The sequence below is a fragment of the Porphyromonas bobii genome (genome assembly GCF_943169685.1).
GTDB classification, from domain to species: Bacteria; Bacteroidota; Bacteroidia; order Bacteroidales; family Porphyromonadaceae; genus Porphyromonas; species Porphyromonas pasteri.
Map to the genome: position 1 here is coordinate 105,460 of NZ_CALPBU010000001.1, position 21,171 is coordinate 126,630.

The 21,171-nt window shown below is 54.8% G+C and carries 19 protein-coding genes and 2 pseudogenes; 14 read left to right on the forward strand and 7 right to left on the reverse strand.

All coding sequences use genetic code 11. The features are described from left to right. Nucleotides 1-42 precede the first annotated feature (42 nt). From KO088_RS00465 to KO088_RS00515, 11 genes are all read left to right on the forward strand, one after another. Nucleotides 43-1,569: a RagB/SusD family nutrient uptake outer membrane protein gene (locus KO088_RS00465; protein ID WP_215492848.1), complete on the forward strand. Its 1,527-nt coding sequence runs from the start codon at nt 43-45 to the stop codon at nt 1,567-1,569. A gap of 16 nt (nt 1,570-1,585) precedes the next feature. Continuing rightward, nucleotides 1,586-2,578: a putative zinc-binding metallopeptidase gene (locus KO088_RS00470; RefSeq protein WP_251419685.1), complete on the forward strand. Its 993-nt coding sequence runs from the start codon at nt 1,586-1,588 to the stop codon at nt 2,576-2,578. After that, nucleotides 2,562-3,611: a DUF4302 domain-containing protein gene (locus tag KO088_RS00475; RefSeq protein ID WP_215492852.1), complete on the forward strand. Its 1,050-nt coding sequence runs from the start codon at nt 2,562-2,564 to the stop codon at nt 3,609-3,611. The genes KO088_RS00470 and KO088_RS00475 overlap by 17 nt, the downstream gene beginning before the upstream one ends. A gap of 13 nt (nt 3,612-3,624) precedes the next feature. Further along, nucleotides 3,625-4,257, forward strand: a complete 633-nt coding sequence (locus KO088_RS00480; RefSeq protein WP_251419688.1) for a hypothetical protein — start codon at nt 3,625-3,627, stop codon at nt 4,255-4,257. Between the two features lie 5 nt (nt 4,258-4,262). Beyond that, nucleotides 4,263-5,438 (forward strand): DUF4856 domain-containing protein, encoded by a 1,176-nt coding sequence (locus KO088_RS00485; protein WP_215492856.1) that lies wholly within the window; start codon nt 4,263-4,265, stop codon nt 5,436-5,438. Nucleotides 5,439-5,478: 40 nt separating this feature from the next. Then, complete coding sequence (locus KO088_RS00490; protein WP_215492858.1) at nt 5,479-7,026, forward strand: fibronectin type III domain-containing protein; 1,548 nt, start codon at nt 5,479-5,481, stop codon at nt 7,024-7,026. An 8-nt stretch (nt 7,027-7,034) separates the two neighbouring features. Further along, entirely contained in the window at nt 7,035-7,982 is a 948-nt protein-coding gene (locus KO088_RS00495; RefSeq protein WP_215492860.1) for a hypothetical protein, read from the forward strand. Nucleotides 7,983-8,525: 543 nt separating this feature from the next. Continuing rightward, entirely contained in the window at nt 8,526-9,659 is a 1,134-nt protein-coding gene (gene tgt / locus KO088_RS00500) for a tRNA guanosine(34) transglycosylase Tgt (RefSeq protein ID WP_188807104.1), read from the forward strand. A 119-nt stretch (nt 9,660-9,778) separates the two neighbouring features. Continuing rightward, nucleotides 9,779-10,876, forward strand: a complete 1,098-nt coding sequence (locus KO088_RS00505; protein ID WP_044114673.1) for an LptF/LptG family permease — start codon at nt 9,779-9,781, stop codon at nt 10,874-10,876. Nucleotides 10,877-10,890: 14 nt separating this feature from the next. After that, a complete protein-coding gene (gene smpB / locus KO088_RS00510; RefSeq protein ID WP_009432326.1) occupies nt 10,891-11,352 on the forward strand; it encodes an SsrA-binding protein SmpB in 462 nt (153 codons plus the stop codon). Between the two features lie 15 nt (nt 11,353-11,367). After that, entirely contained in the window at nt 11,368-11,871 is a 504-nt protein-coding gene (locus KO088_RS00515) for a glutathione peroxidase (protein WP_215492861.1), read from the forward strand. A gap of 606 nt (nt 11,872-12,477) precedes the next feature. Here KO088_RS00515 and KO088_RS00520 read toward each other — a convergent pair. Beyond that, entirely contained in the window at nt 12,478-13,404 is a 927-nt protein-coding gene (locus KO088_RS00520) for a helix-turn-helix domain-containing protein (RefSeq protein WP_215492864.1), read from the reverse strand. A gap of 119 nt (nt 13,405-13,523) precedes the next feature. On the opposite strand from KO088_RS00520, the gene KO088_RS00525 reads away from it, so the two are divergent. Genes KO088_RS00525 through KO088_RS00535 form a run of 3 tightly spaced genes read left to right on the forward strand, consistent with a single transcriptional unit; the run spans nt 13,524 to nt 15,673 of the window. Continuing rightward, nucleotides 13,524-13,976 carry a cupin domain-containing protein gene (locus tag KO088_RS00525; RefSeq protein WP_188807110.1) on the forward strand — a complete coding sequence of 151 codons (453 nt, stop codon included), beginning with the start codon at nt 13,524-13,526 and terminating at the stop codon, nt 13,974-13,976. A 12-nt stretch (nt 13,977-13,988) separates the two neighbouring features. After that, a complete protein-coding gene (locus tag KO088_RS00530) occupies nt 13,989-14,753 on the forward strand; it encodes an MBL fold metallo-hydrolase (RefSeq protein ID WP_215492865.1) in 765 nt (254 codons plus the stop codon). A gap of 17 nt (nt 14,754-14,770) precedes the next feature. After that, a complete protein-coding gene (locus KO088_RS00535) occupies nt 14,771-15,673 on the forward strand; it encodes a radical SAM mobile pair protein B (RefSeq protein WP_215492866.1) in 903 nt (300 codons plus the stop codon). Nucleotides 15,674-15,854: 181 nt separating this feature from the next. Here the strand turns inward: KO088_RS00535 and KO088_RS00540 are convergent. The 6 genes and pseudogenes from KO088_RS00540 to KO088_RS00565 all read right to left on the reverse strand — a co-directional run bounded on the left by KO088_RS00540 (nt 15,855) and on the right by KO088_RS00565 (nt 21,126). Then, nucleotides 15,855-16,299, reverse strand: a pseudogene (locus tag KO088_RS00540) (hypothetical protein). A 56-nt stretch (nt 16,300-16,355) separates the two neighbouring features. Next, a pseudogene (locus tag KO088_RS00545) lies at nt 16,356-16,494 on the reverse strand (tyrosine-type recombinase/integrase); the annotation flags it as partial. A gap of 20 nt (nt 16,495-16,514) precedes the next feature. Next, nucleotides 16,515-17,642 (reverse strand): radical SAM family heme chaperone HemW, encoded by a 1,128-nt coding sequence (gene hemW / locus KO088_RS00550; protein ID WP_215492867.1) that lies wholly within the window; start codon nt 17,640-17,642, stop codon nt 16,515-16,517. A 1-nt stretch (nt 17,643) separates the two neighbouring features. After that, complete coding sequence (locus tag KO088_RS00555) at nt 17,644-19,239, reverse strand: glycoside hydrolase family 10-like protein (RefSeq protein ID WP_215492868.1); 1,596 nt, start codon at nt 19,237-19,239, stop codon at nt 17,644-17,646. Nucleotides 19,240-19,242: 3 nt separating this feature from the next. Further along, a complete protein-coding gene (panC, locus tag KO088_RS00560) occupies nt 19,243-20,085 on the reverse strand; it encodes a pantoate--beta-alanine ligase (RefSeq protein ID WP_215492869.1) in 843 nt (280 codons plus the stop codon). 24 nt (nt 20,086-20,109) lie between these two features. Next, nucleotides 20,110-21,126 (reverse strand): aspartate-semialdehyde dehydrogenase, encoded by a 1,017-nt coding sequence (locus KO088_RS00565; RefSeq protein ID WP_215492871.1) that lies wholly within the window; start codon nt 21,124-21,126, stop codon nt 20,110-20,112. Between the last annotated feature and the right edge of the window lie 45 nt (nt 21,127-21,171).

Below are 21,171 nucleotides of genomic sequence, written 5' to 3' on the forward strand. Positions count from 1 at the left end.
AAGCAGGGTCTACCTTCTACTTCAAAGTACGTATAGATAACGATGATAAAGCGATCACTACTACTCGTCTCCTTAGCCCTCCTGCTCGGTGGCTGTCAGGGATACCTAGATAAGAACCCCGATGCCGCTCTAGACATCAGTATAGACACCGAGGACAAGCTACAAGAGCTTCTCACGGGAGCCTATCCCACGGCCAGCTACATCCCCTTCCTAGAGCCCCGTACAGACAATGTCGAGGAGCGCGTCAATGGTATTCAGTCCCGCCTAGGGGAGTCCATGTACCTCTGGGAGGATTACGACCAAGAGGATCTAGATACACCGCTGAGCTACTGGCGGGAATGCTACCGAGGGATTGCCCAAGCGAATAAGGTGCTGGAGCTTCTCTCGACCTTCCCCAAGAATGAGCGCACACGTGCTCTCTATGGCGAGGCTTTCCTCCTAAGGGCTTACCTGCATTTCATGCTCGTGAATATATGGGCAGAGCCCTACGGACGCTCTGCATCCAGCCCCGGCATACCCTATCTAACCAAGCCCGAGAAGCACGCCTTCGTGGACTACAAGAGAGGGACAGTCGAGGAGGTGTACACCTTGATCGAGCAAGACCTCAAGAGGGGGATCTCCCTCGTCTCTGACCGCTACTATCAGCAGCCGAAGTACCACTTCTCTAAGCGAGCGGCCTATGCCTTCGCCTCCCGCTTCTACCTTATGAAGGGGGACTGGAATCAGTGCATCGCCTACGCCGACTACGTGCTGGGCAATTCTCCAGGAGTGACTCTACGTCCGTGGATCAGCTATCAGGAACAGCTAGAGGGACGCAGGGAGCGACTGCACGAGATCTACTGTTCTCCTCAGACCGCGGCTAACCTGATGCTTGCCTCTACGGAGTCCCGTCTCTCCCGCTCGATCGCCACCGATCGCTATGGGGCGACTGTGGGAATCGTAGATAAGATCTTCAAGCGAAAGACCATCAAGGATGACGACCAATCAGGAGATGCGACCCTTATCTACCCCTTCGTTTATGCCCCTGAGCCCTATCGCACGACACGCTATCTAGCTAAGTTCGACGAACGGGCTACCCAGCAGGAGACCTCGGAGGTACACCCCCGAGGATTAGCAGTGACCAATGTCCTCTTCACCACGGACGAAGTCCTACTCAATCGTATGGAAGCCTACACCATGCTAGGCGAGTATGATCGTGCCATCCTAGACCTCAAGGCCTACACCCTGAGTAAGCTCGGCTACGAGCCAGCTGTCCCGAATGATAGCTACACGCAGGGCTCTACCTCCAACTATGCGCTCTATGCTCCCTTCTATGGACTTACGGTTCGTCAGCTGCCGATGATACGTACCATCCTGCATCTACGCCAGATGGAGTTCTTCGAGGAGGGGCTACGTTGGTTTGACATTAGACGCTTCAACATCGAGGTCACACGATCCTCTAAGAGCAGCTTCTATCGTCCCCTCAAGAAGGACGACCCTCGCCAGTGCCTCCAGCTCCCCACCGAAGCCATCACCGCTGGCTTAGAGCCCAATCCAAGGGAGGGCAACAACCATCGTATACGTCACTAAGCATACCCCAACGATGATGAAACAATCCATATACCTCACCCTCACACTTGTCCTCGGCTTGGCCCTAGCCTCTTGCTCGAAGGATCAGCTCAGTGAACGGAGCGTCTTGCCTCCACTGAGCGAGCAGCAGAGCGAGCTAGACCGCTGGTGTCAGGAGCATATTACTCGCCCCTACCAAGCCGAGGTTATCTATAGATGGGATCGCAACCATGCGGAGCGATCTACCCACACCTATCCCCCGCGTCTGGAGCAGGTACGCCCCGTACTCGAAGCTCTGGAGGCAACGGTACTCAGCCTCTACCGAGACAAGCAGTTCTTCATCAGCAGTGACTTCATCCCTGCCCATCCTCTACTGCGCATTTACCTCTACGGTGGTGCCAATAGAGACGGACAAGGCGTAGATCTGCTCTTCAATCGCAAGGCCCCCTCCATCGAGCTATACATATATAATGTAGACACCTTCTCTCCCACTAATCCCGTGGAGGTGTACCGCCTCGTCCGTAGTGCTCAGCATCAGATCGGCCGGCATCTCATGACCATTCATCCCTACGACCATGACCGCTTCCTATCGTTGGGGTCTAACCGCTACAGCTCGACCACAGAGCCCTTCGCCGATGCCTATCGTAGCTATGAGAAGTCGGGGAGACTTAGAGAAGGGCTTGGGCTGAATAGGTACGCCTACAGCAGAGGCTTTTACTCCATCCTCGGGATGCTGGGTGCACGCGAAGACCTAGCAGAGATGTACAGCGTCACACTCACCGAGACCCCAGCGGCCATCACTCGAGCAGAGCAGGATGCTGCTATCCCTGATGACGCAGACGGCGATGAGGAGGCCAAGCGTCGCTATGCCGAGGAAGCCAAGATCGCTCATGAGACCTTCGTCCAGAAACGTGCCTTCCTCTCCAAGTACATCGAGGAGGCTTGGCGCATACCTCTTCAACGCCTCCAGCTACAGAGCCTCCAGCTCATGAACCAGTATCTTGACAAGCATCATGCGACACAGCCTTAGCCTCACCTTCGCCCTAGCGGCAAGCATACTACTAGGGGCATGCTCTAGGGATAATCAGGTCTTCCCCAACACACCTACCGAGCGAAGCCTTGTACGACAAGACTCGCTAAGAGAGGTATTAGTCTCCGCTCCCCAGGGGTGGGAAGTCCTTTATTTCCCGAAGACAGACTCCCTACTCTTCACGAACCCGAAGGAGGAGATCAACCAGCATAAGTTCCCCAACCAACTCGGTTACGGAGGCTTCTACTATCAGATGACCTTTCACAGGGATGGTACTCTTGACCTACGAGGAGACTACACCGATGGCTCTGCCAAGGCCGTCCAAAAGTCTACCTATGAACTTGGTCAGGCTGCCTATACTCGCCTAAGCTTCACGACTGGTAGCTACCTCACCGAGCTGATCGGAGAGCGCTACGAGGGGGAGCTAGACTTCCTCTTCCGAGGGACAGACGCTGATGGGCAACTGGTCTTCGAGAGCCCTCGTACGACGAAGCCTGCATACTCCTACTTCATCCTTCGTAGGATCGCTAAGGATGCAGACCGCTCAGCTCGCCTTGAGAGAGCCGAGGGACACCGCATCGCCTTTGAGCAAATGCGCAACCCTCAGATACGTATCCATCAGGGAGGACGCACGCTCTTCCTGAGCAACTATATAATGAAGTACAGCACGAGGAATGAGCTCACCTCCTATGGACGCAACCTCGTCGCCCAGCGGTATGCACTCTTCACGGCTGTGAGCCGCAAAGCCTTGATTCCCGATGGACCTCCCCAAGGGATCGTGGGGCTGGGATCAGGCTATGTCGGTACCCCCGAGGGGCTCACCTTCCTCACAGGTATCCGTTATAGTTCGAAGTACATCTTCTCGGACTTTGAGCGCAAGGGAGACCGCTTCTTCGCCGAACTTGTCGAGGTGTACGATGCTCCCTACCGCACGAGACGTTTAGTGAGCCGTCACCTTCACCCCGAGGGGGTAGAGACGGGCATCATCGCCGAGCTCTACGATGATCCCGATGCCACTCATGATTACTACTAATGTGATCACCACGATGAATAGACTTCTAAAGAGCCTCGTAGGGCTCACAGCTCTTGCCCTCGTAGGATGCAAGCATACCCCAATCGACTATCCCGTGGAGGACTATGATAAGCTCTTCCCCTTCCGTGGGGTAGAGCGTCCAGACGGTCGCTATGAAGATATGACGATCCTCTCGGGCAACCCCGAGACGACTCCCAGCACCTTCGTCTATCCAGGGGTGACGCTTCCTGGCACACCTCGCACCTACCGAGTCACCTTGACCTATTCCTTCAGCGAACCTGCGGATCTCCATCAAGGAGGCTTGCGCAAGCAGAGCGAAGTGCGCTCACGCTGTGTCGTTCGCTATGTCGGGGCGGACAAGCTGCTGCATGAGCTGGGTACGGAGAAGACCTTTCAGGGCGCCAGCTTGATCCTCAACGATGGGAACCAGCATACCCAGACGCTGACGCTTAGCTCTGGTCAGCCCCTTTTCCTCCTCGTCAATGGCACTGCTGCCCGTGGCTCCACGATCCACGTCTCCCTACAAGCGGTCTCCACTGATGGCATCTTCGCCACACCGGTATTAGAGACACGCCAGACACAGAACTACGATGAGGGTGAGGCACGTCTGCCCGCTCCCTTCTGCAAGTACATTATACTTCCTTAGTGCAAATGAAGCCTTATACCTCAAGCCGCTCTTGGGCACTCCTCTTGGCACTCACCACGCTTACCTCAGCCTGCTCGCGCTGGGAGGGTGAGGTGGTTGAGAGCCAGTACCAGGCTCCACTCGTCCCCGATCCTACCTACAGGTTTCAGCGTCAGGGTACGAGCAGTGTAGACCTACTCCTACCTCAGCAAGCCGCCTCTGCCTCTGAGACGCTTTACTCACGATTCCTTCGCACAGCCTATATCCTCAATGGCGCACGTTGGCAGGAGCTCAAGCAGCTCTTTGCCCAAGGGGGGAACAATGAGATCGCCCTAGAGCCCCTCATTGCTTCCTCCGCTCAGCAGAGTAAGTATCGCTCGGCGATCCTGTCGGACTTCGCCGAGACCCTTGACGATGTACGCAGGGCGGCTGGCTACGATGGAGATACGTATGCTACCGAGCGGTACAACCGAAGAGCCAGTGCTGGGCAGACGGGATTCATCGGCTATAACCAAGGGGACAACGATCGCTTCTTCGTCACTGCCGATGGCTTCGCTCCCTCGGAGGTTTACCGAGGGATGACCTTAGGTGCCGTGTACCTGGACAAGGCTCTTGGGGAATACCTTGACGAGAAGTTCCTCACCGACAAGACGCTTATCCAGGCACACGAAGCCCCACAGCTGGTCCCAGGGCACAGCTATACGGCGCTGGAGCATACGTGGGATCTGGCCTACGGCTACTACCTACAAGCCCAGAAGCTCCTCCAGTCCAACAGCCTCACGGGACTAAAGGGATCGGAGACGAAGCTCTTCAATGCCTTTGCCCTTGGTCGCCTCGCTATCACTGAGTATCGCTACGAGGAGGCTCTGTCGCACCTGCGCAGCATCCGTACGCTACTAGCGCAAGCTGTCGCTGCCCGAGCCCTAGAGGAGCTCGTGGGACGGAACACCCTAGCCAACCTCAACGAGCGCCCCGAAGATGCCTTCCGCTTCGTCTCACGTGGTGTCGGCTACCTCTACGCCCTGCAGTTCACTCGTCGCCCCAGTGGTGAGCCCTACCTTTCGCTCGAAGAGGTCAAGCGTCTCATCGCTTCCCTCCGAGCAGGCGAAGGGCTGTGGAAGAGCTCGCTCAGGGAGCGCCTAGACCAAGTCGCTCGCAGTATCTCCTCGACCTTTGCCCTTAGCCTTCCCTCCAAGGGCTAAGCTCTCCTATATACCCTAAGATGATTCCTATAACCAGACAATGATACAGATTAGATTCAGATATGCCACCCTGGCACTTGCACTCCTCTTAGGGAGTGTGAGCCTATGGGGGCAGGTGAACCGCAATAGACCTACGACTCGTCCCGAGACGGTAGGGGCAAGTATTCTGCCCAATGGAGGGCTCGAGGATCCTGCTCCTTCCACACTCCCTCCCGTGCCTTCCCGCCCAAGTGACTACCCCGAGGAATGTATCCCGAGGACACCCGACGATGTCTTCTATGAGGACGAAGAAGAGAAGGAGGGCGGTATCTATGAGAAGATCATAGAGTACGGCGAAGAGCACGGGATCGAATACTCTGACGAGCAGATCGCCCGCTTCAAAGCCTACGTTGATGCGTACGTGGCCTACCTCAAGGCCCTACAGTCCTTTGAGAAGGCTCGACCCACTGGCTGGTGGCTCTACCCCTCGCACAGCTCTACATCCAGCAACCAGTTTGCCCGCACCTTCACCGAGGCACATGGCGGGAAGGCGGCGATGAGGATCTTGGGCTACTTCAGCGTCGATCACCAGATATACACCTACCCCGATCCCCTTCCCGTCCGACAGAAGGCTAAGTACCTCGTCTCTTACTGGTACCGAGGCAACCTCCCCAAGTCCGACGGAGGAGCCAATCGCCTAGCTGCCAAGCTCGCTGTCGTCCGGATCACGTGGATCCCCAAGGCGGGTAAGGTACTCATGCTCGAAGGCAAGGAACTTGCTCCCGCAGGGAAGTCTTGGGTAGACGCTCGGGAGGCACAGAAGGAGCACGCCAAGGACGGCTTCTTCAATCAGCTCATCGGCATGGACCTTAGAGGGAGCGAGATGAAGACGTGGAGAGAGAAGTACATGGTCGTCGAAGCCCCCGAGAACGCAGAGAAGATGACCTTCGAGCTGGTGTTCCCACGCAACGAGAGCGACATCGCTAACTACCTCCTCGAATTTGACGATATCTCCATGACCGTGATCAAGGGTGCCGAAGGAGAGGACGAGCCTCAGAAGCCCAAGCCCAACGTCCTTGCTCCTCCGACGCGACTTCCCCAGCCTTATCTCCAGCGGGAGTGCAACCTCACCTGGACCGCTAGCGAACTGCAGGGCGCTACCTACGAACTCGAGCTGGTACAGAAGCGAGGGAAGAACGTCCTCAGCACGAAGACGCTCTCCACGGACAAGACCTCCTTCTTCCTCGAAGGGCTCGAGCCAGGCTACACCTACACGGTGCGCCTAAGAGCGCTAGCCGATGGGGAGTACTCCGATTACTCGCTCCCGCTCACCCTCGAGACGCAGGGGCTTGGGGAATTCCCAGGTGGGGAAATCCCCTTCCTCTACTGGATCGCAGAAGATGGCTCTTGTCCGCAGCGCCTGCCTCTGCACTACATGGAGCTACGGAATCCCGAGGCGAAGTGCCTCTATTATATTGACGATGTGCTGACCGAGCCCGAGGGGCGCATCCTCGTCTTCCCCTCCACGGGCGAACATTCGCTCCGTGTCCAGATCGTAGAGGCTCCCGAGCGCACTTGGGAGCTGGAGTACCTCGTCACCGTCAAGTAAAGCCTCCGATGAAAAAGATTCTATTCCTACTTAGCCTCGTGCTCCTCGTCGCCTCTTGTCGCAAGGAGAGCGACCGCCCGATCCTCCCGCTACGTCTTGGTGAGGAGGATGCCAAGGAACTCCAGCTTACCCAGTCCGAGACACGGATGCTCCTACTAAAGGGCGGCGACGGGAAGTACACCGCCACCATCGAAGATGCCCGCATCGCCTCCTCAAGCATTAGCCGAGACACGCTTCGGGTCTCGGGGCTACTCTACGGTGAGACCTCACTTACCCTGCGTTCTCACGACGAAGTCCGTCGGGTGCGGGTGCTGGTCGTCCCTCCTCCCTTCGCTTCGAATGAAGATGCCGTGACGCTCCGTCCAGGCGACGACGTGCAGACGCTTAGCCTCTCGGGGGGAGGAGCACGTGCGAGCCTCAAGGTCGAAGACCCCGAGAAGGCGGCGGACATCGTCTGGCAAGCCGAGACGGGTCTGGTCAAGATCAAGGCCAAGTACGAAGGGGACATCAAGCTAATCGCCACCAGCGAGGACCGCAAGACGACTAAGGAGATCCTCGTCAAGGTCCGCTGTGCCGGATCGGCCGACCGCTTCGGGGTCTACATGACCAATTCGCGCCAACTGAGCCAGCTCTTCCCCTGCAGGATCATGGCTCGGCTCAAGGGAAAGTCGGTACGTTTCAGCGAGAGCGCTATCCCAGTGCTGCGCACGAAGAAGGGCTTGACCCCCGAGTCGCGAGTCAACCGAGTGCTCACGCTCACCCCCGAGATCGTCGCCCCCGTAGTTGGCGAGGCCCGCAAGGTGAAGATCGACTGGCTTGACGCAAGCATCTTCTACAAGGAACATCCGCTCAAGCGTGAGGGAGAATACACCGTCTACGTCGAGGAAGTACGGGATCGCCAAGTCGTACTCCGAGGGCGAGGCTTCAAGATCGTCGCTCCTTACCGCAAGGACTAGCCCCTTCGCATCCAGCCTCACCGCTGGGTATTTCCCTACGAACAAGCTCCCCGCCTAATGCAGATACTGTTAGGCGAGGGGCTCTGTTTTTCTCTCCACCTCAGCTCAAAAGCAGGCGTTCTCGGAGGGGCAAGGGACGTTTCTTTTGCTCGAAGTGGGAGCTCTTCCCGCAAGGAAAGGAATCGCTCTACGGAAGAAAATTTGCTTCCTTCCGCAGAGCGAAAAAATTGCGTGCGCACGCAGGGAAATTTCTATGCGCACAAAAATAAATTTTCGTGCGCACGAAAATATTTTTTTGTGCGCACGGAATTTTGAGCGCTTTACCCAAGCGCTCCTTTCCCTATGTCCTTTACCTTCTTTTTCCCTTGTGAATTGCCCTCCGATCCCAGGGGGGGCTACCTCGGGGTACTCGCCCTCCAGCGGAAAGCCCTTCAGCCCATCGGGGGATATTGCCCTATAAGCCGTATCTTTGCATTCCACAAGGGCTTGGTGGGTCGCATCCCACTCTCAAGGGGCGAGCCTTCCAACGAATCAACGACGACGATGCTAAAATTCGATATCCATAAGACTTGTACTAAGACTGCCGCGCGCGCTGGGCGTATAGAGACTGACCACGGGGAGATCCTTACCCCGATCTTCATGCCCGTCGGGACGGTCGGCTCGGTGAAGGCTGTCCACATGCCCGAGCTGAGTGACGACATCCACGCACAGATCATCCTCGGCAATACGTACCACCTCTACCTGCGCCCAGGGCTCGATACCCTGTACAAGGCAGGCGGGCTGCATAAGTTCAATAGCTGGTCGGGCTCGATCCTCACCGACAGCGGGGGCTATCAGGTCTTCAGCTTGGCGCATCGCCGTAAGATCACGGAGGAAGGGGTGACCTTCCGCTCGCACATCGACGGCTCGAAGCACCTCTTCACCCCCGAGCGTGTGATGGATATCGAGCGTATCATCGGTGCGGATATCATCATGGCTTTCGACGAATGTTGCCCTGGCGATGCGGACTTCCACTATGCGAAGAAGTCTCTGGCGCTCACCGAAGACTGGCTGCGTCGCTGTGTGAAGCGCGTCAATGAGACCGACCCGCACTACGGCTATCATCAGAGTCTCTTCCCCATCGTGCAGGGCTGTGTCTATCCCGAGCTGCGTACGCGAGCTGCCGAATTCGTGGCTTCGCTCGGCGCTGAAGGGAACGCCATCGGTGGCCTTGCCGTCGGGGAGCCAACGGAGAAGATGTACGAGATGGTCGAGCTGACCAATAGCATCCTCCCCAAAGACAAGCCCCGCTACCTGATGGGTGTCGGTACACCGATCAACCTGCTGGAGAACATTGCCCGCGGTGTCGACATGTTCGACTGCATCATGCCTACCCGCAACGGGCGCAACGGTCAGCTCTTCACGAGCTACGGCACGATCAATATCCGCAACGCGAAGTGGGCGCAGGAGTTCAGCCCCATCGATCCCGAGGGTACGTCCTTCGTCGACAAGCAGTACAGCCTGGCTTACCTGCACCACCTCATCCGCGCTGACGAGATCCTTGGGCTGCAGATCGCCTCGATACACAACCTCGCCTTCTACCTGCGTTTGGTACGTGAGGCCCGTGAGCATATCCTCGCAGGAGACTTCTCCGAGTGGAAGGATAAGATGGTGCGTCAGCTCAACAATCGCCTCTAAGCCCACCCGAGTACGTCATGAGTACCACTCCCCACGAAGCTGAAGAGCTCCAGCAGGAGCCGATCACCGATCAGGTCGAGCAGACCGAAGCGCCCGAGCGTAGGACGCCTCCGCCCGTGATGAAGAAGCCGTACCGCCCTTGGCTGGGGCGGGTGGACTGGTACATCATACGTACCTTCATCTCCACGTTCCTCTTCTCCATCGGCTTGATCCTCGCGGTTGCAGTGGTCTTCGACGTCAATGATAAGATCACGGACTTCCTCAAGCCAGAGGTGCCGCTCTCGGGGATCCTCTTCCGCTACTACCTCAACTTCATCCCCTACTACGCGAACCTCTTCAGTCCGCTCTTCGTCTTCATCTCGGTGATCTTCTTCACCTCGAAGCTGGCAGCAAACTCCGAGATCATCGCGATGCTTGCCAGTGGGATGAGCTTCCGCCGTCTGCTCCGCCCGTATATGGTCTCTGCGACGCTCATCGCACTCTCGACCTACGTGCTCAATGGCTTCATCATCCCTTCGGGCAACCGTGTACGAATTGACTTCGAGCAGACCTACCTCAAGTCGCGCCACGAGGTCTACACGAACAATATCCAGATCGCCATCGCGAAGGATACCTACCTCTATATCCGCGACTACGAGAGCCTGTCGAAGCGTGCCACGTCGCTCGCCGTGGATCAGTTCAAGGGGCAGAACCTCATCTCCCGCCTGACGGCTGACGAAGCGTACTACGATACGCTCGACCACTGGAAGCTAACGGACTTCCACATCCGCCGCTTCAAGGGCCTTGAGGCGACCGACACGATTGGCTATGGCTTGGATACGAATCTGCGTATCAGCCCCGCTGACTTCCTCGTCAATGAGAAGGACGCTGTGAAGATGCGCAACGACCAGCTCTCACGCTACATCGACCGTCAGAAGGAGCGTGGCGCAAGCAACACGCGCCTCTTCCAGACGGAGCTACACAATAGATATGCCGCGATCTTCTCCGCCTTCATCCTCACCTTCATCGGTGCGGTGCTCTCGGCGAAGAAGATGAAGAACGGTCTGGGGATCAACCTCGTCATTGGCTTCGCACTCTGTCTGGCATACATCCTCGCCACCTCGCTCACTTCGCAGATCGCGAACGTCGGGCTGATGGCTCCATGGATAGCGGCGTGGATACCGAACGTGGCCTTCATCATCGCAGCCCTCTTGCTGTGGCGTAAGGCCCCCCAATAACTACGACTCAGTATATGAAAGAAAAGATACAGCGCGCCGTCTCGATACAGAATCGCCGCGCACGCTTCGACTACGAGCTCCTCGATACCTATACCGCTGGGATGGTGCTCGTGGGTACGGAGATCAAGTCCCTTCGCCTGGGGAAGGCGAGCTTGGTCGATGCCTTTTGCTACTTCCACAACGGAGAGCTGTGGCTCAAGGGCGCCAACATCAGCGAGTACTTCTACGGCTCGTACAACAATCACGCGGCACGACGTGACCGCAAGCTCCTCCTCAATCGCAAGGAGCTTCGCAAGCTCGAGGCTTATGTACAAAGCCCTGGTGTGACGATTGTCCCCGTGAAGATCTTCATCAATGACCGTGGGCTGGCGAAGGTCGTCATCGCCCCCGCTCGAGGGAAGAAGGTCTACGACAAGCGCGCCACGATGCGTGAGCGTGATGATCGCCGTGAGATGGACCGCGCTATGAAGCGCTAAGAATAGCCCTGACGTATGCAGAAGATATATGACTTCATCGCCCAGCGCCCCTCGGGTGAACTGGTGCGTCTCTCACAGTTCGCAGGTAAGGTCCTCTTGATCGTCAATACGGCGAGCAAGTGCGGATTCACACCTCAGTTCGCAGGCCTCGAAGAGCTCTATCAGCGCTATCGTGATCGTGGGCTGGTGATCCTCGGATTCCCCTGCGGGCAATTCCTCGGTCAAGAGCTTAGCACGGGCGAAGATGCAGCTTCCTTCTGCTCGCTCAACTATGGGGCCTCCTTCCCGATGATGAAGAAGGTACGCGTCAATGGCCGCTACGAAGACCCTATCTTCACCTACCTCAAGCGCGCTGCACGCGGTACACTCACCTCGTGCATTAAGTGGAACTTCACCAAGTTCCTCATCTCACGCGACGGTAGTCGGGTCCTGCGCTTCTCTCCGATGACTAAGCCAGAGAAGCTCGCTCCGCTCATTGAGCAGCTTCTGGCAGAGCAGCCCATAGACCTCGAGGACTAAGCCTCACCTATCCTATAAGGCAGCCGCCCCCGCCACCCGTGCAATGCTTGCACTTCGGGTGGCGGGGGCGGCTGTTTTTCCTTGTGACATAAGGTGCTTCTCTTGATGTGTGTGCGAAAAGGAACTGAGATGGGGGGAAGGAGGTATATAGCTTCGTGAGCTTTCTTCCTTAGGTACGTGCAGTATTATACGCTTGAAGATGGATATTTATACGATTAAATTATGGAATTAATACGTATAAATTGGGCAATTAATACGTATTAATTGGTAGATTTATACGTATTAATTTTCGCTCTCACTCGTATAAGTCGTGGGTATCATACGTATTATCTTTCACAATACTCCTTAGGAGATGCGGGCATCCAGCTGTGGAGCAAACGCAAAGGGCGAATGAAAGGATGAGTAAGTCCTTTCATTCGCCCTTCGTAATCCTACACGCAGTTTGCAAGGAAAATACTCTATGAGGCTTCAGACATGGAAAGAAGGCTGGAGAAGAATTACAAGAGTAATAGAATAAGATAAAGGCAATAAGCGCATATTGCTGACTGGATAACGGCACTTGAGCAGAGATATATCTGTTTCAAGTGCCGTTCGTTTATTGCTAAGTTATTGTGCTTGGTCATTTTTTGATTCTGCGGCAAACTGTCCTCCTTTATATTCTTCTTTAAACTCTGTAACTGTCTGTCCCGTTTGTTTTTTGAAGAAACGCATTAGATGTCCTGGCTCCGAGAAATTGAATTCGTATGCCAATTCACTGGTGGTTTTGTTAGTGAAGAGTATTTCATTCTTGATTTCTGCAAGCAGACGTTGTTTCAGCAGATGTGCGGACGTTTGTCCATATTGAGCCTGTACAGAGGCATTCAATGTGATGCGGCTGATGTTCAGCATGGCTGCATAGTCAGCCACTCGCTGGTATTGGTGAATATGTTTTTCTAAGAGTTGTTTGAACTCAAAGGCATGGTAGTTCTTGGGGGTATCAAAAGGCAGATGGTACTGAGTGGAATACCTACGATTAAGAGTCATGAGCAGATAATGAAGTAAGGATACGATGATGTGATAGCTGTCGGCAAGAGGATGGCTGAGTTCTTCTTTTATCCGTACAAGCAAACGCTCGTATTCTTGTTGTTCCATAGCAGTAGCCGACAGATGGGGTGGGAAATCTGTTTGGTAGCAATAAAGCAAACGATAAGTAAAGAAAGGATCGGCAAGATAGGTTGAAAGAAAATCATCACGGAAAACAAGGAAACGATAATCCATTTGGCTTTCATCAATATGCCACTCCTGATGGATGTGCGGCGAAAGTATCAGCACCGTATTGTCTTTCAACGCGATATGTTGAAAGCCATAACGCACCCATCCGGATGCTTTCCTGAAGAAAAACAACTCGAAGAAGTTGGTTTTGAAAGACGGATACTCCATCAATACGCCCCGCAAACGCTCGTGTGTATCGGTATTGATGTTGAAGTCTACACCACATTCTGTTTTGCTGAAAGGGACTTGAGTAAGTTCTTGGGGATGAATCTCTGATTTCATGTGACAAATGTGCTAATAAATGATGGTTTATCAAAATGGTAGAACATATATTGTTAATGGTAGAATGTGCCTTTGTTCTGTGCGCTACCTTTGCACTCGTAATCAAAGCAAATAGCATTATGAGAGAAATTCAAATCACAGAAAAGGGCGAGAACTTCACCACGGTGAACGTAGGTAAGTTGAATGAAATTAAGGAATATGAGTTGGCTATGGGCAATTTCTCTATTCCGGGAAAGATGTTTGCCGGACATGCACTACGAGCAACAGGTGCAGAATTGTCTTTCCAAAGTCTTGCGGCAGGTCAAGATTATGGCACACGCCATGCCCATAAAACCCACGAAGAGCTTTATTTCATTCTTAAAGGTGAAGGCGTTTTCGATGTAGACGGCAAGCGATTTCCCGTTTCAGAGGGAAGCATCGTGAGAATTGCCCCCAATGGCAAACGTGCATTCAAGAACACAGGTAGCAGCGAAATGCTCGTGCTTTGTGTACAATATAAGGCAAATTCGTTCTCAGATGATGATGAGCCACTGAGGGATGGTATTATGCTGGAAGCCAATGTTAAACTTTAGTTGTAATAAGCAATGAATATCCAACAAGTAAGAAACGCAACGATAATCGTTGAGTATGGGGGAAAGAAAATTCTGATTGATCCCATGTTGGGAAAGAAAGGCTGCATGCCTCCTTTCCCCTTTAGTAGAAATCAACACCTGCGCAACCCACTTCATGAACTACCTTTTCCCGTAGAAGAGGTGTTAAAAGGTGTAGATGCGGTGTTGCTTACCCATCTACACGATGACCATATTGATGAGGCGGCCTATGAAGCGATGCCTAAAGATATGCGACTTTTGGTGCAGGACGAAAACGATCGGCAGGTGGTGATGTCGCATGGATTTAATCATGTGGAAGTTGTCGGCGACAATACAAGGATTGGGGAAGTGAGCATACAAAAGGCCGAAAGCCAGCATGGTAATTTCATCATGAAGTATCCTGCCGGACATACAGCGGGTTATGTATTCACTCATCCACAAGAAAAGACGCTCTATCACGCCGGAGATACCATCTGGTATGCTGGTGTCAAACGAAATTTGAAGCGTTTTCGCCCCGAGGTTATCACCCTTAATGCAGGTGGCAATGGTTTTCGCTTGGGTGGACGCGTTATTATGAACGATGAAGATGTGGTAAAAGTTGCTGCAGCTGCACCTGATGCAAAGCTGTTTGTGACGCATCTTGAAGGCGTGAACCATAATAGCGTGACGCGTGAAATGGTGAGAAAGCGTGCGGAAGTGGCAGGAATTTTAGACCGTGTCTTTATTCCAGAAGACGGTGAAACGGTAGAGGATTTATAAAGAATAAAGGAAGAAATATGGCAGAAACTCTCATTGAGACGAAAGAGGTGCATGGCATCATGACCAAGTCCAACCTCCCTGTTGGTGGCTATTCGGTAAATCCATACGTGGGGTGCACCCATGCTTGCAAGTATTGTTACGCCTCATTCATGAAGCGCTTCACAGGACATAAAGAAGAATGGGGTACTTTCTTAGACGTGAAGCATTGGCCTGCAATCAGGAATCCGAAGAAATATGCCGGACAACGCGTGGTTATTGGATCAGTGACCGATGGATATAATCCCGAAGAAGCAACGTTCCGCAGGACCCGTAAACTACTTGAAGAGCTCAAAGACAGCGATGCAGAAATACTCATTTGTACAAAGAGCGACCTCGTGTTGCGCGACCTTGACTTGCTCCAGCAAATGAAGAAAGTCACCGTATCGTGGTCAGTCAACACGCTTGATGAGACATTTCGTGCCGACATGGACAAGGCCGTGAGCATAGAGCGGCGCCTCGTAGCTATGCGAAAGGTCTACGAGGCGGGCATCCGAACCATTTGTTTTGTGTCACCCATCTTCCCCGGTATCACTGATTTCAAGGCTATTTTTCATGAAGTGAAAGACATTTGCGACCTCTTTTGGCTTGAGAACCTCAATCTACGGGGTAGTTTTAAGGCCAGCATTATGGGGTATATCAAATCACACTATCCCCATTTGTTCCCACTTTATGAACAAATCTATTTGCATAAAGACCGAACATACTGGAAGCAATTGGAGCAAGAGGCCGCGAAAATGGCGCAGGAGGCTCAATGTAAGTATGTGGATAATGAATTGCCTTACGAGCGAAGTCCCAAAGGACATCCCTCGATAGTGAATTATCTTTATCACGAAGAAATCAGAGGGTCGGGAAATACGGGTATAAGGAATGTTATACAATAAAATAGGTACGTATCTCTACTGTTGACAGACTACTTGGAGAATAACTACTTATAGGGCTTTCCGTATACTAGAAGGCCTCAAGAACATAGTTGTGCGTAGTTAGACGGTAGTAATAACCATTCCTATTTTCTGACTACAATACCATCCCTTTTCTCTTTCACTGTATTCTCTTTCTTTGTAGTTATGTAGTAAGATGATATCGGTGAAAGAGAAAAGCATATCCATTGATACCACCACTTCCATATAGGAGCATCTGCTCCATCACAGAAGCAGGACGTTGTAACTTTTGGCAGAGGTATTTCCTGAAGAACTATGCTTCCGTGCTGTCCAATTGATAAGACAAAACGATGATGATCGAAAGCGGATAAAGCGGAGCATAACCTCGTAGCCGTCCGTTCACATAGACTTCCAGATCTCTAGTGTCTCTTTCTTCAGGATATAGGGAAGATGTTTTGAGGAGTAGTTGCAATCAATAATTGAGTTTCCTCTATGTTTACACCGAAGAAATCTACCAATTGGCTCTCTGTCATGGATATATCACCTTTCCCTTTGTGAGAGATTTGCGTATTGTCATCCTGCTTGAAATAAATGCGGTCTCCTTTTGTTTGATGGTGATCGACATTCATACGACTTCCTCCTTTGCTTCTTCGTTTTGATATTTCCATATCAGCTTGTCCATATCCTACCAAATCTTATTGATTATCACCTGTACATAGATCTGGGGGGCTTGATATGGAGGTGTGTCCCATTATTTTGACAATGCTTTCTATGGATATTCCTGCACTTAAACTCATCGTACCGAATGTGTGCCTTGCCATATGTCTATGTGGCTGGTATCTACTTAGAGGAAGAGGTCGGCGATGATGCCGTCGGAGACGAAGATACCTTCGGGAGTGAGGCGAAGGGTATCATCGCTGTGGGTGAGTTGACCTCGGCGGAGGTATTCGCTTGCAGCTTGTAGAAGTTCCCGCTTGGCGCGCTCACCGAAGCGCGCCGCATAGTCTCCGAGCGGGATGCCCCACTGCGTGCGAAGGCGCGTGAGGATGTACTCGTGCTGGAGCTCTTCGTCGCCGAGGAACTCGGTCTCGTAGTCGCGCCTTTCCTCGAGGAGTGCACGGGTGTAGTGAGTGAGAGAGGCGATATTGTGCGAGCGGGTACGTGCCCCGTCGAAGCTATGTGCCGACGGCCCCAAGCCCAGATAGGGGACGCCCTGCCAATAGCCCGTGTTGTGCCGTGCGTAGCGGTCGGGGAGGGCGAAGTTCGATATCTCGTAGTGCTCGTAGCCCGCAGCCTTGAGCTCGGAGATGAGGAGCTCGAAGAAGCGTAGGCTCGCCTCCTCCGTCACGGGCTGTACCTTGCCCCGCTCGACAAGGCGTGTGAGCGCGGTGCCTTCCTCATAGATGAGGTGGTAGGCGGAGAGATGGGGGACGCCGAGTGAGAGGAAGGTGCGGATGTTCGTGAGCCATCGCTCCTCCGTCTGACCAGGCAAGCCGTAGATGAGATCCAGGCTGAGATTGTCGATGCCATGACGGCGTAGAGCTTCGACAGCGGTGAAGACCTGCTCAGCGCTATGACGGCGGTTGAGGAACGTTAGGTCGTCGGCGTGGAAGCTCTGCACGCCCATACTGACGCGGTTGATAGGGAGCGCGCCGAGAGCCTGGGCGTACTCCTCCGTGACGTCATCGGGATTGCATTCGATGGTTACCTCACCCGTGCCCGTCAGCGGGTAGAGCTCGGTGATGGAGTCGAAGATGCGGGTCAGCTCCTCAGGAGTGAGGAGCGAAGGAGTGCCGCCGCCGAAGTAGATGTGGTCTATCAATGCGCCATCAGGGAGCTCCACCCGCCGAAGGTGAAGCTCCCTGATGAGGGCGTCGAGGAAGTCTCGACGGAGACGGCTCCCCGTCTGGGTGTAGAAGTCGCAGTACGAGCAGCGACTTGCACAGAAGGGAATATGGAGGTAGAGGTTCATGCTACTTCCCACCAGCCAGAGCCTTGAGGTCGGGAAGGCTGATAGTGAGTGCCGATGTGCAGGGGGTCGCTACGCCGAAGGTATTGACCGCTTCGACGCCGAACTCGATGGAGCTACTGCCGTTGAAGTCCGATGCTACGAGCTTGCACTGTGGGGAGGTGAGGCGAGGAGCGAGGAGCGTCGCATGCTTTGCTCCGCTCTCATCGGTCGTGATGACCCAGAGGCGCCACGTCAGCGGAAGGTGCTTCGGTGCATCGGGTTGCTGCCATGAGAGGATGACTTCGCCACGCCCAGCAGGCTTGAGGGCCAGCTCGGTAGGTGCAGCGGCTTGGAATGCCTTCCCACGAGCGAAGGCAAGGGGGAGAGCTGTCGGACGGAAGGCTTCGGCGATGATACGGCGCGTCGCTGGGAAGCGTGCTCCTGTATGTGCTTCGCGGAAGAAGCATACGCCAGAGAGACCGACTTCGCGCTCCTCTGCGATCTGCTCCTCGATGACCGTCTCAGGCCAGCCCGTCTCCTCCACGCGGTAGGGAGCGAGCCCTGCCACGACGGGGATATAGCGTGCGACCTGCTCCTTCCATTCGCGGAGGAAGGGGCTATAGAGGTCATCGCGGTAGTACATCATCGGGACGATGAAGTCGACGAGCCCTTCACGACCCCACGTCTCGGGATCTTGATGCACGGACTCGTAGGCCGTCCAGCCATGGGCACGACCGAGGTCAGCGATCTTACGTAGCTTGCCCAGTGGCGCTACACTTACCAGTGCATGCGATCCGATGCTCTGGAGCGAGTCTCGTACTTCGCGGAGCTGCAGGGTGAGATTGTTGCGTCGCCAAGCTGACTTGCTTTCGTACTCTGAGCCATAGCGCATATAGGTACTGCCATCTGCGAACTGCTCCGCTCCCTCAGGATAGCGGAAGTAGTCGAAGTGCACGCCATCGACGGGATAGCGTCGCACAAGGTCAGCTGTCAGATGCGCGATGTATGAGCGTACCTCGGGGCGCCCTGGATCGAGGTGATAGGAGCCCTTGTGAGGGATAGCCCAGCCTGGGTGATCCGTGAGGATGGGGTGGGGAGCTCGCTTGGAGGACGAGAGTGGATAGGTGACGAGCCAAGCATGGAGGCTCAAGCCACGTGCGTGGCAAGCCTCGATAGCGAAGCGCACGGGATCGTAGTCTCCGAAGAAGCCTTCGCCAGCGAAGCGCGTGGAGAGGGGCTCGTAGTCGGAGGGATAGATGACCGTACCGCTGTGGCGGAGCTGGAGGAAGACCGTGTTGTAGCCATCGGCTTGCAGACGGTCAAGGATACGCAGGAGCGACTCCTTCTGGCGGCGCACGCCGTCGGGTGTATCCGCCTTATCACGGGGCCAGTCGAGACCGTAGACGGTAGTGAGCCATACGGCACGCATCTCCTCACGGATGGAGTCGCCTGTGGGGCGAGTCCAGTGCGAGGTAGTGTCTTCTACGGGAGCTGGCGTGGGAACGGGTATTTGCTCTACGGGCTGCTCTACAGCCTTGGGCTTGCGGGTACCGCAACCAGCAAGGCTAAGGGTAAGCACAGTACCGCCGAGGAGCAGGAGTTTCTTTGCTGAGGTCATCCCTTAGTGGTAAGCGATATTGTCGATCAGGCGCACCTCTCCGCAGTAGACGGTGATGCAGCCATGAGGGGCAGGGCTATCGCTCCAGGATGCGATGGGCTGTAGGCTGTCGGTATCGACGATCTCGAAGTACTCGACACGTAGGGTAGGGATGGCATTGATCTCGTGGGTCACACGCTCGATGAGCTCGGCAGGCGTCAACTCGCGTACCCAGCTACGGCTCTCGGAGAGGATGCGGTAGATGGCGGGAGCGGCTGCGCGACCCTCAGGAGTGAGGCGCACATTGCGACTGCTGAGTGCCAGACCATCGGCTTCGCGCACGATGGGGCAAGCGATGATCTCTACGGGGCTACCGATGAGACGGACCATAGCGCGGATGACGGAGATCTGCTGGAAGTCCTTCTCCCCGAAGTAAGCACAGTCGGGGCGGACGATGTCGAAGAGGCGGGAGACGACCTGCATGACGCCATTGAAGTGGCCAGGACGGAAGCGGCCTTCCATGACTTCGGCTACGGCGCCGACGTCGAAGGTACGCTTATCCTCCTCGGGATAGATGGTGCTGACCTCAGGAGCGAAGAGCGCGCTGGTGCCGACCGAGGAGAGGAGTTCGCAGTCGGCTTCGAGTGTGCGGGGGTAGGTCTCGAGGTCTCGAGGATCGTTGAACTGTGTGGGATTCACGAAGACGCTGACGATGCAGCGATCACATTCGCTGAGAGCTCGCTTGACGAGGCTCAGGTGTCCAGCGTGAAGTGCCCCCATGGTGGGGACGAAGGCGATGCGATGCCCTTGTGCACGCTCCGCCGCTACGAAGACCTGGAGGTCTTCGATGCTCTTATATAAGTTCATTGTTATGAGTAGTAAGGTCTCGGTTTACTTCTTGCCGATGCTGCCCTGTGCAGCGAGGTATTCGGCGATCTGTACGGCATTCAGAGCTGCGCCCTTCTTGATCTGGTCGCCGACGCACCAGAAGGTGAGGCCATTGGGCGTCGCCAGGTCCTTACGCAGACGACCTACGTAGACGGGGTCCTTCTCTGCGATGAAGAGTGGCATGGGATATACTTGATCCGAAGGGTCGTCCTGCAGGACTACGCCAGGCGCCTTGCGGAAGGCTTCACGGACATCGTCCAGTGAGAGAGGCTTCTCCGTCTCTACCCAAATCGCCTCGGAGTGGGCACGGGTCACGGGGACACGGACGCAGGTAGCGCTGACCTGCACATCGCTGTGCATGATCTTGCGTGTCTCGTGGTACATCTTCAGTTCCTCCTTCGTGTAGTCATCGTCGCCGAAGACGTCGATCTGAGGGATGAGGTTGTAGGCGAGTTGGTAGGCGAACTTCTTCACCTCGGGCTCTTCGCCTCGGGCGATGGCCTTGATCTGGTCATCCAACTCGGCCATACCACGGGCTCCAGCTCCGCTGGCTGCCTGATAGGTGGCTACGTGGACACGGCGGATGTGGCTGAGACGCTCGATGGCGTTCAGGGCGACGACCATCTGGATGGTCGTGCAGTTGGGGTTGGCGATGATGCCACGGGGACGCACGAGGGCATCGGTAGCATTGACCTCAGGTACGACGAGAGGGACATCATCCTGCATGCGGAAGGCACTGGAGTTGTCGATCATCACGGCGCCGTGCTTGGTGATCGTCTCTGCGTACTCGAGGGATACACTCCCACCGGCCGAGACGAAGGCTACGTCAATATCCTTGAAGTCATCGCCGTGCTGGAGCAGGCGTATCGTATATTCCTTCCCACGGAAGGTGATCTTCTTCCCCGCGCTACGCTCGGAGGCGAACAGTTCTAATCGGTCAATTTTGAGGGAGCGCTCGCTGAGGACACGGAGGAACTCCTGTCCGACGGCTCCACTGACACCGACTATAGCTACATTCATTGGCTGAAGTTCGGTTTGTCTCTTAGTAAATACAATGGCCAGCAG

What these genes read in the sequence shown, in the direction of transcription:
- KO088_RS00465 (WP_215492848.1), top strand. Translation starts at nt 43, where the DNA reads ATGATAAAGCGATCACTACTACTCGTCTCCTTAGCCCTCCTGCTCGGT.
- KO088_RS00520 (WP_215492864.1), bottom strand. Translation starts at nt 13,404, where the DNA reads ATGAAATCAGAGATTCATCCCCAAGAACTTACTCAAGTCCCTTTCAGC.
- KO088_RS00515 (WP_215492861.1), top strand. Translation starts at nt 11,368, where the DNA reads ATGCAGAAGATATATGACTTCATCGCCCAGCGCCCCTCGGGTGAACTG.
- KO088_RS00485 (WP_215492856.1), top strand. Translation starts at nt 4,263, where the DNA reads ATGAAGCCTTATACCTCAAGCCGCTCTTGGGCACTCCTCTTGGCACTC.
- KO088_RS00555 (WP_215492868.1), bottom strand. Translation starts at nt 19,239, where the DNA reads ATGACCTCAGCAAAGAAACTCCTGCTCCTCGGCGGTACTGTGCTTACC.
- KO088_RS00490 (WP_215492858.1), top strand. Translation starts at nt 5,479, where the DNA reads ATGATACAGATTAGATTCAGATATGCCACCCTGGCACTTGCACTCCTC.
- KO088_RS00475 (WP_215492852.1), top strand. Translation starts at nt 2,562, where the DNA reads ATGCGACACAGCCTTAGCCTCACCTTCGCCCTAGCGGCAAGCATACTA.
- KO088_RS00565 (WP_215492871.1), bottom strand. Translation starts at nt 21,126, where the DNA reads ATGAATGTAGCTATAGTCGGTGTCAGTGGAGCCGTCGGACAGGAGTTC.
- KO088_RS00530 (WP_215492865.1), top strand. Translation starts at nt 13,989, where the DNA reads ATGAATATCCAACAAGTAAGAAACGCAACGATAATCGTTGAGTATGGG.
- KO088_RS00535 (WP_215492866.1), top strand. Translation starts at nt 14,771, where the DNA reads ATGGCAGAAACTCTCATTGAGACGAAAGAGGTGCATGGCATCATGACC.
- panC (WP_215492869.1), bottom strand. Translation starts at nt 20,085, where the DNA reads ATGAACTTATATAAGAGCATCGAAGACCTCCAGGTCTTCGTAGCGGCG.
- KO088_RS00470 (WP_251419685.1), top strand. Translation starts at nt 1,586, where the DNA reads ATGAAACAATCCATATACCTCACCCTCACACTTGTCCTCGGCTTGGCC.
- KO088_RS00505 (WP_044114673.1), top strand. Translation starts at nt 9,779, where the DNA reads ATGAAGAAGCCGTACCGCCCTTGGCTGGGGCGGGTGGACTGGTACATC.
- KO088_RS00480 (WP_251419688.1), top strand. Translation starts at nt 3,625, where the DNA reads ATGAATAGACTTCTAAAGAGCCTCGTAGGGCTCACAGCTCTTGCCCTC.
- KO088_RS00495 (WP_215492860.1), top strand. Translation starts at nt 7,035, where the DNA reads ATGAAAAAGATTCTATTCCTACTTAGCCTCGTGCTCCTCGTCGCCTCT.
- tgt (WP_188807104.1), top strand. Translation starts at nt 8,526, where the DNA reads ATGCTAAAATTCGATATCCATAAGACTTGTACTAAGACTGCCGCGCGC.
- hemW (WP_215492867.1), bottom strand. Translation starts at nt 17,642, where the DNA reads ATGAACCTCTACCTCCATATTCCCTTCTGTGCAAGTCGCTGCTCGTAC.
- smpB (WP_009432326.1), top strand. Translation starts at nt 10,891, where the DNA reads ATGAAAGAAAAGATACAGCGCGCCGTCTCGATACAGAATCGCCGCGCA.
- KO088_RS00525 (WP_188807110.1), top strand. Translation starts at nt 13,524, where the DNA reads ATGAGAGAAATTCAAATCACAGAAAAGGGCGAGAACTTCACCACGGTG.